Raw genomic sequence first — 7,975 nt, forward strand, 5'->3', positions numbered from 1 at the left:
TATTTACCTTCAGTCCAAAAGAACGAAATTTATTCAATTACTCTAAGTAATTATATAAGGGTTTCAATCTGAATCAATTACCTGCAATGTATTTTACAAATCACCACTTTGACCTAATGAGTTAATTACTTGCGAGTATGGTGCAACAAAAGGGAGTGAGAAACCTACATCTTTGTAATGTTGGTAATAACAATTCACTTTTAATTCTACAATCGATTATCAACGTGTACTAGACATAAAAGTGAAATCAACTTAGAGTTGAAACTTAATTTATTCATTACAAAAAATAGAAACCATGTTAAAAGTAAGAAATGTATTTTCAGTAGTATTAGTCTCTTTACTAACCCTATCGTTAAATCAGCTTATTGCCCAAAACGCATCAAATATTCCAACTGTAAATACGAAGGATTTTTCATCTTTGCAGATGAAAGGTGTTGAACAAATTACAATAGATGTTGATTTGAAGGGTGCTGTAAATCGATTATCAAAAGCAGTGCAATTTAAAACTATATCAAATCAGGATAGAAGTGATTTTGATACTATTGCGTTTAGTAATTATCATCAGTTTATTGAAGAATCTTATCCACTTGTTCATCAAACACTAACAAAAGAAGTGTTGGGAGATCCCCGCCCATATAGTTTATTATATAAATGGGAAGGAACTAACCCAAATCTTCAACCAGCCTTGTTTTATGCGCATCAAGATGTTGTGCCTGTTCCTGCAGATTCTAGAGATCAGTGGAAAGAAGATCCTTTTTCAGGAGTCGTAAAAGACGGTTACATTTGGGGTCGTGGTGTATTAGATGATAAAAACCAGATTCACGCCATTTTAGAAGCTGCTGAAATGAAAATTAAAGAAGGTTGGCAACCCTCCAGAACCATCTATTTTGTTTTTGGTCAGGATGAAGAAGTAGGTGGAGCAGAAGGTGCTAAAGTTGTTGCAGATGTACTAGAAGCACGTGGCATTGAGAGATTTGCTTATGTAATGGACGAGTCTGCACCATTAACACCCGGTATTTTTCCAGGAATCAAAGATAATACGGCATTAATAGGTATTGCCCAAAAGGGATTTATCAGTTTAGAACTTAAAATTGATGGGATTGGTGGACACTCATCTATGCCACCAGAAGAATCTAATATAGGTATTCTTGCCACTGCAATTACAAAATTAGAAAAAGCACAATTTCCCTATAAAATTCACCCAGCAGTGCGTCATCAATATCGTTATATGGGGCCAGAACTCGAAGAAACTAAAAAACCATTATATGCTGCCATTGCTTTTGGTAAAGAAGATGAACTAACCGATTATGAAAAACAATTTATTGAAGAAATGTCGACCAACGAGGTAACAAGAGCCATGCTCCACACTACCATTGCAACAACTATGTTCAATGCAGGCATTAAAGATAATGTATTGCCCCCAACAGCTACTGCAGTGGTTAATTTTAGACCAATGCCCGGAGATACTCCTGAAGTGATTATTGAACACGTTAAAAAAGCTATTAACGATGATCGTATCAATATCAAAAACATTTCGGCTTCTACACCGGCTACTAATATTGCCAATCCAAATTCGGATGCTTATAAAGCCCTAGAAAAAACCATTCATCAAACTTGGGGTAACGACTTAATTGTATCGCCTTTTTTTGTGGTAGGCGGTTCAGATTCGAAACACTTTCAAGCTAGAGATTTTGCTCCGGATGTTTATACAATTACTGCAATACAGTTAGAGAATACTATTGAGTTTAAAGGATTTCACGGTGTAAACGAAAGAATCTTAATTAAAGAATATGGAAAATCAATCGGATTTTTCTATCAAATGTTTAATAATCTAGAGTTAATGGATTATTAATTCCATAGTATTTCTTGGAGTTTTTTACTCCAAGAATGCCTAAAAAACACTTTGAGCCAATCAGTTAACTACTTGAAATTCGGGAAACACCCAATACTCAGAATATAGTAGATTTTTTCAAAATACTAAAGTTCTGCACTGAAAGTGCAGAACTTTAAACCCATTTATGAAACCAATAAAAGAGTATTTATTTAATATCACTCTTATTATATAATTCTCTATCCCAATCATTTTCTAAAATACCTTTTCTTTGTATCAGATCTCTATTTTTTAGGTATTTATTAAAAATAATTTACTATTGAATAATTGATTTACAATTAATTAAAATTATTGGATTTTTATTTAAAAACACTTCTGTATAAAGTTAAATAAATGTTACTGTAGATCAGTATATGTTAGATAATGAGTTAGTTATAATGCCATCTGGTACATGGTCGTAAGAATCATAGAGGAAGCTCATTTAAGGGTGGTTAATGATATTTTATCGTGAGACATTGGTCTTCTTAAAAAAAATAGTAGAACGTATCAAGGTTACGTTCTATGCCACTATATTAATAATTGTTGGTGATGACTAGCCAATAAAATCATTTACCTGTAAAATATACCCAATGGAGAAACAAATTTTATACATCGATATGGATGGTGTTACTGTTGATTACAAACCATCAGAATCTAAAAATGAAGATGGCTTCTTCTTAGATATGCCCCCAATTAATAATGCGGTTGCTTCAATAAAAAAGTTATCAAAGGTCTTTGATATATATTTCCTTTCTACAGCTCCTTGGTCTAACCCAAACGCATGGAAAGAAAAACGTCTTTGGATTGAAAAACATTTTGGAAATGATTTCAAAAAAAGATTAATCTTAACACACCATAAGCATTTAAATAAGGGTGATTTTCTAATTGATGATAGACCCTATGCTAATGGTGCTGATAAGTTTGAGGGTGATCTTATCCATTTTGGAAGTGACCTTTTCAAAGATTGGAATTCTATCCTTAATTATTTATGCTTTGAAGTAATTGATATTCCAGATATGGCTTTCTTTTATTGGGATAAAAAAAACAAAAGATTCAAAAATGAAGAGGATGCAGTTTCATTTTTTAGAGAAATAAGAAAGCAAACTTCATGTGCAAATTTATATGATAATTCGGGTCTAAATCTTTTTGAGGTAGAGTATTACTTATAATTAATACGTGCTTGTATTAGAAGAGCCAAGAATAATTACAACTACAACACGACCAAACACATATTCGAATAGTACTATTTTTTATAACGAAAAGCGGATGAATTACGCGCGGGGACCGCTCGTAAAACCTTAAAAAACGGGTGAATTACGCTCGGAAAATAGCCAAAAACCGCTTGTAAACGGGCAATTTCCGCGATTTATCAGAATAGTACTATTTCCAAATCATATTTTTAAGGTAGACATAGGTCTTCATCATTGATAATAGAGCCATTTTAAATAAGATCTTTCTTCCTTACCTTACTAATAGTATGCCTAGAGCAACCAATTAAATTCTGTATCTGGGAATAGCTTTTTCCATCATCCAAAAGCTCCTTAATTTTTGCTTGAAGTTCCAGGTTCTCAGGTCTGCCTTTGTACTTTCCTTCTGCTTTTGCTTTTTGTACTCCTTCTGCTTGTCTTCGCTTGCGATCTACATAATCTTTGCGAGCAGTAGCAGCTAAAATATCTAGCATCATTCCATTAACGGCAGACATTACTCTTCGCTGAAACTCATCTTCGGTTCTAGCAAAGGTGTGGCTTGTTGGAAGGTCCATTGAAATGACTTTTAGTTGATTGTCTAAAATCAGTGATTTCAGTTTTTGCCAATCGTTTTCTGAAAGTCTGGTAATTCTATCAATTTGTTCAATCAAAATAGCATCTCCTGGTTCTGCCAACTCTAACAATTTAAAAAGCTCTGGTCGTTGAAGTTTTGCTCCAGATTCATTTTCAATGAACCAACCTGAAACTTTCAATTTCAGTTTTCTTCCAAATTCTAATAATGATGCTTTGGCTCTGTAAGCATCTTGATCTTTTGTAGAAGCACGAAGGTAGGCGTAAACTCTCATTTTTATTGAAATATATATATATAAATCGTATTACGTATAAATATGCTAGAATTGACTAAAAGTCATGCAAAACAGTGCATTATACATGGTTTCTTAAAAATAGTGCATTATACATACAAAATCAACAATAATGCACTAAAGTTTAGCTAGTGTACGAGAGGTATACTCTAAGTGAACCAAATACATGAATGACCCTAATAATTATTTGTCAATACTAATTTTTAAAGGCTTTCTATTTGCTTCTATAGCTCTTCGTAAAAATGCTAATGCGGCCTTCTTCAACTACTGTTTGTACAAGTTGCGGGAAATGAAGTCGAAAGAATAGAAAATATATTTATAACAAATATTAAATTTAAACTCGATGGTATAGATCTTTATATGAAGATATTGTTCATCTTTTTTAAGATTTCTCTATAATTCTCACTATATTAATTTTTGGTCATTTAAGTGAATTCTATATTTATTTTTATGGTTAATTTTAAAATTGAACTAATTCTAATTGTAATGCAAACTATTATTAAAGCACCTAATACTAAAAAAGTAGGTGATACTCTTGAAATTGAAAATAATACCTACCTGATTGTTGATCGTGAAATGCTAGATCAATATATAAAAGATGGAAAAGATTGCAGATTTGTAATTACAACGCATGTTACAGACATGAGTTGTTTATTTAAAGAAATTAAAGACTTTAATCAAGATATATCACGATGGGATGTATCAAATGTTATAAGTATGGTTGAAATGTTTATGATTTGTGAATCTTTTAATCAAGACATTTCAAAATGGGATGTATCTAAGGTAAATGAAATGAATGGTATGTTTGCTTTTGCTTATTCTTTTAACCAGGATATCTCAAATTGGGATGTAAGTAATGTTAAAAAAATGATTGGAGCATTTTGGTGTGCAAAATCTTTTAATCAAGACATTTCAAAATGGGATATATCCAATGTTTTGAACATGGAAATGTTCTTATATGGAGCAGAGAGCTATAAACAGGATATCACAAAATGGGAAAAATCATTAGATGAATCAACATTAAATTATTTAAAAGAAAATAATGGTATAAAAGTAGAGAAACAAATAGTGTCTTTTGAATCTTATGAGAAAAAGATTGAATACATAGAAAATGAAATTGGAGCAAAGTATCCAGATATATTTAAAGAACTTTTATATTCATTAAAAACTAATGATTCTATAACTCTTCATTTTCCTTTTGAAGATTATCAAATATTAAATTCACTCTTAAATGATGAAAACTTTTATGAATATGATAGATCAGAGGATTGTATATTATGGTCTAAAAACAATCAAATAAATTCTGATATTATTAAGTTACCTATAGCTAAAGTAACCAAAGGAAATGAATCTCAATATATATTTTTTGAGGCAAAAAAAGGAAGTGAAAGTAAGGGTGAAATTTTCTATGAAGATGTAAGCCTTACTGATCCAGGAAAAGTGAAAATTTCTAATAGTATTGATTTTATAATGGGTATAGTTAATGTTAATAATAATGAAGCCATTATAGATTGTAGTCAAAAGTCTTTTGAAGACTATATGAAAATAATAGTACCATCAGAAGAAATAACAAGCTTAGATGAAGACTTTACTGTGCGATTAAATAAATCTGAAAATGAATGTGATAACCATTTTGATTTGGACCTAGGGGCCACAATTTTTGAAGATGAAGATGAATCTGCTACTTTTTCTAAAATTGAAGTTATTACTAATATTAGTAATTCTAATTTTAATGTTACAAGTGTGAGATATTATTACAATAGTATTCCTGGTTTCCAATGGAATATTGAAAGAAACTTCAATGTATTTTATAGTAACTTTGTGATTACAATAGATTGTTTAGTTAAAAGTATGATTTTTTTACATGAACAAAATCTATTAAAATCAGAAGATTTCATGAAATCTATTGACATGGATATGGTAATAGAACAAATTAAGAAAGGATTTGTACAAGTAGATTATAGTTAATAAGGAAATAAATCAAACTAAACCACTCTGCACTGTAAGTGCAGAGGTTTGGGTGTAGGACTAAAAATCCTACGCTCACTTTCTCTTATTCCAACATGAAGTTGGAATTACCGTTCGTATCGCTCCTATGATGTTCCAAATAGTCGTTGACCATTTGACCAGTTACATTACCTGATGACTAAAAATGTTTACCCCAATAACGTTTTCGTAAATTGGGAAACTCTTGCTGTAAAAGTCGAGACGTTCTACCTTTCATACGTTTTAATATCTCACTCAAACTTTTTGTAGAGGGATACTCAATATGAATGTAGACATGATCTTTACTTACTAAACCTTTCAAAATTTCAATACCTTCTGCTTCACATATTTGAATCAGAAGTGATCTACAGCGTTTTTGAATATCTCCTTCTAGTACATGATAACGGTACTTAGTCGCGAAGACAATATGAACTGTCAGACGAGTTACTGTATGATGTCCTTTTCTATACTCTTGTGTCATAAGACTCAAAATGTAGTAGATTTTTTTGAAATACTAAAGTTCTGCACTGAAAGTACAGGGTTTTAAACCCATTTCTGAGACCAATAAAAGTATTATGGGTATTGTTTCTTTACAAGATGCTTTTATTAAAAATAATTTCATTCTCATACAAGAATTAAATATGCTTTAGATGAAATTCACACATGTTCTGGGTAAGCACAAAAACGGCAAGATACCCCTAACGCTATCAAAAAGGCAGATTTTTAATTTTGCTCAACCCAAAATTGGATGTTAAAAAAATCAACATGCTACTTATTTTACAATTGTATTATCTTCATTTCATCTAAAAAGAAGGGGTAGTCATTACTGATGAAATGTTGGAAGGGTTAAGTCCTTATATGAGGGAGCATATCAGAATATATGGAGAATTTGTACTTAATTTAGATAATATACCGAATTTTAATCCTGTTAAAAACTTGATCTAATGTTTAGTATGTTAGCTCTTGCCGTTTTTGCACGTATCCGGAACGCCCCTGAAGTTGGATTTGACATATTTTAATACATTGATTTTGATCTAAAAATTATCATTTTTAACCTATAATTTATAGGTTTAAATAGAATGATAATATATTTTGATAATTTCAATTAATGCAAATTATTGTATTAATTCTTTAAAAATGTCTAACTTCAGCTTAACGTACTTGAAATTACACAACACTTTTTAGACTAAAATGCTAACACTAAAAGAAAACGAAATCCAACGATCCCTCTTTTCGGGAGAACTATTTGGATCAATAGGATTAGGTAAAAAAGAGTATTTTCCTAAATCTTTTAAGGAAACAAAAAAATCACTCACACCTCTCCATAAGAAAATGCAATGGGCAGATACTAAAGAAAAGAAAAGGATTGAAAGTGAGCTTACTCCAAGTCTTAGAATAGATTTTATGAAGTATGGTAATTATAACCTACCGTATGGCTCATCCAAATTTGGAGGTAACGCAGATCTATCAGAAGACGTATTACAACAAGTTTTAAAAGAAGAAGACATACCTCTTTTATGTCAAATTAACCTTGTCGACATCAAAGTATATGATTTATACAAAGGCTTACCTCAAAAAGGTATTCTTTATTTCTTTTTTAATGAATCAATTGAAGGTGATAATGAAAAGATAATAGTTCATTATGATGAAAATGGAGAAGTACAAAAAGATAAAGAGACTTCTGGGTATAAAACACTATTTTATCCAATTTATACTTTTCCAAATAATATGGAAATAGCATTTGACAGAGTGTCACAAAAGAAAGAAAATGAAGGCTTATTTGATAAGCTCATTGATTTCGAAGAGGACTTAGGTAACGCTATGGATACCCATTGGTACGATACAATATTTATGGGACAACCTAAACCTCTTCAACCAACCTCTTATGATACTACTAGAGGAGATGAAGAAGGGTATATCTGTCTGTTAGATTTTGCTTATCGAGATCCTAAATATCATGTATTGATTTCAGCAAAAGATTTTAAAGCACTAAATTTTGATGCCACTTTCTTAGTGGGTGCAACTACTTAAACACTAAAGACTAAAAT

At 31.1% G+C, this 7,975-nt stretch carries 5 protein-coding genes and 1 pseudogene; 4 read left to right on the top strand and 2 right to left on the bottom strand.

Annotated features, from left to right (window positions below; translation table 11 throughout):
• Positions 1–295: 295 nt before the first annotated feature.
• Positions 296–1,852 carry a M20 family peptidase gene (locus KM029_RS26830; RefSeq protein WP_144077392.1) on the top strand — a complete coding sequence of 519 codons (1,557 nt, stop codon included), beginning with the start codon at positions 296–298 and terminating at the stop codon, positions 1,850–1,852.
• A 608-nt stretch (positions 1,853–2,460) separates the two neighbouring features.
• Positions 2,461–3,039 (top strand): 5' nucleotidase, NT5C type, encoded by a 579-nt coding sequence (locus KM029_RS26835; protein ID WP_144077391.1) that lies wholly within the window; start codon positions 2,461–2,463, stop codon positions 3,037–3,039.
• 272 nt (positions 3,040–3,311) lie between these two features.
• On the opposite strand, the gene KM029_RS26840 is transcribed toward KM029_RS26835, so the two are convergent.
• Positions 3,312–3,923 carry a recombinase family protein gene (locus KM029_RS26840; protein ID WP_144077390.1) on the bottom strand — a complete coding sequence of 204 codons (612 nt, stop codon included), beginning with the start codon at positions 3,921–3,923 and terminating at the stop codon, positions 3,312–3,314.
• Positions 3,924–4,427: 504 nt separating this feature from the next.
• Here KM029_RS26840 and KM029_RS26845 point away from each other — a divergent pair.
• Positions 4,428–5,909 (top strand): BspA family leucine-rich repeat surface protein, encoded by a 1,482-nt coding sequence (locus KM029_RS26845; protein ID WP_158631277.1) that lies wholly within the window; start codon positions 4,428–4,430, stop codon positions 5,907–5,909.
• Positions 5,910–5,994: 85 nt separating this feature from the next.
• Here the strand turns inward: KM029_RS26845 and tnpA are convergent.
• Positions 5,995–6,408, bottom strand: a pseudogene (gene tnpA / locus KM029_RS26850) (IS200/IS605 family transposase).
• Positions 6,409–7,118: 710 nt separating this feature from the next.
• Here tnpA and KM029_RS26855 point away from each other — a divergent pair.
• Positions 7,119–7,958 (top strand): DUF1963 domain-containing protein, encoded by an 840-nt coding sequence (locus KM029_RS26855; protein WP_144077388.1) that lies wholly within the window; start codon positions 7,119–7,121, stop codon positions 7,956–7,958.
• Positions 7,959–7,975: the final 17 nt, after the last annotated feature.

The organism is Flammeovirga kamogawensis, assembly GCF_018736065.1.
Classification (GTDB): domain Bacteria; phylum Bacteroidota; class Bacteroidia; order Cytophagales; family Flammeovirgaceae; genus Flammeovirga; species Flammeovirga kamogawensis.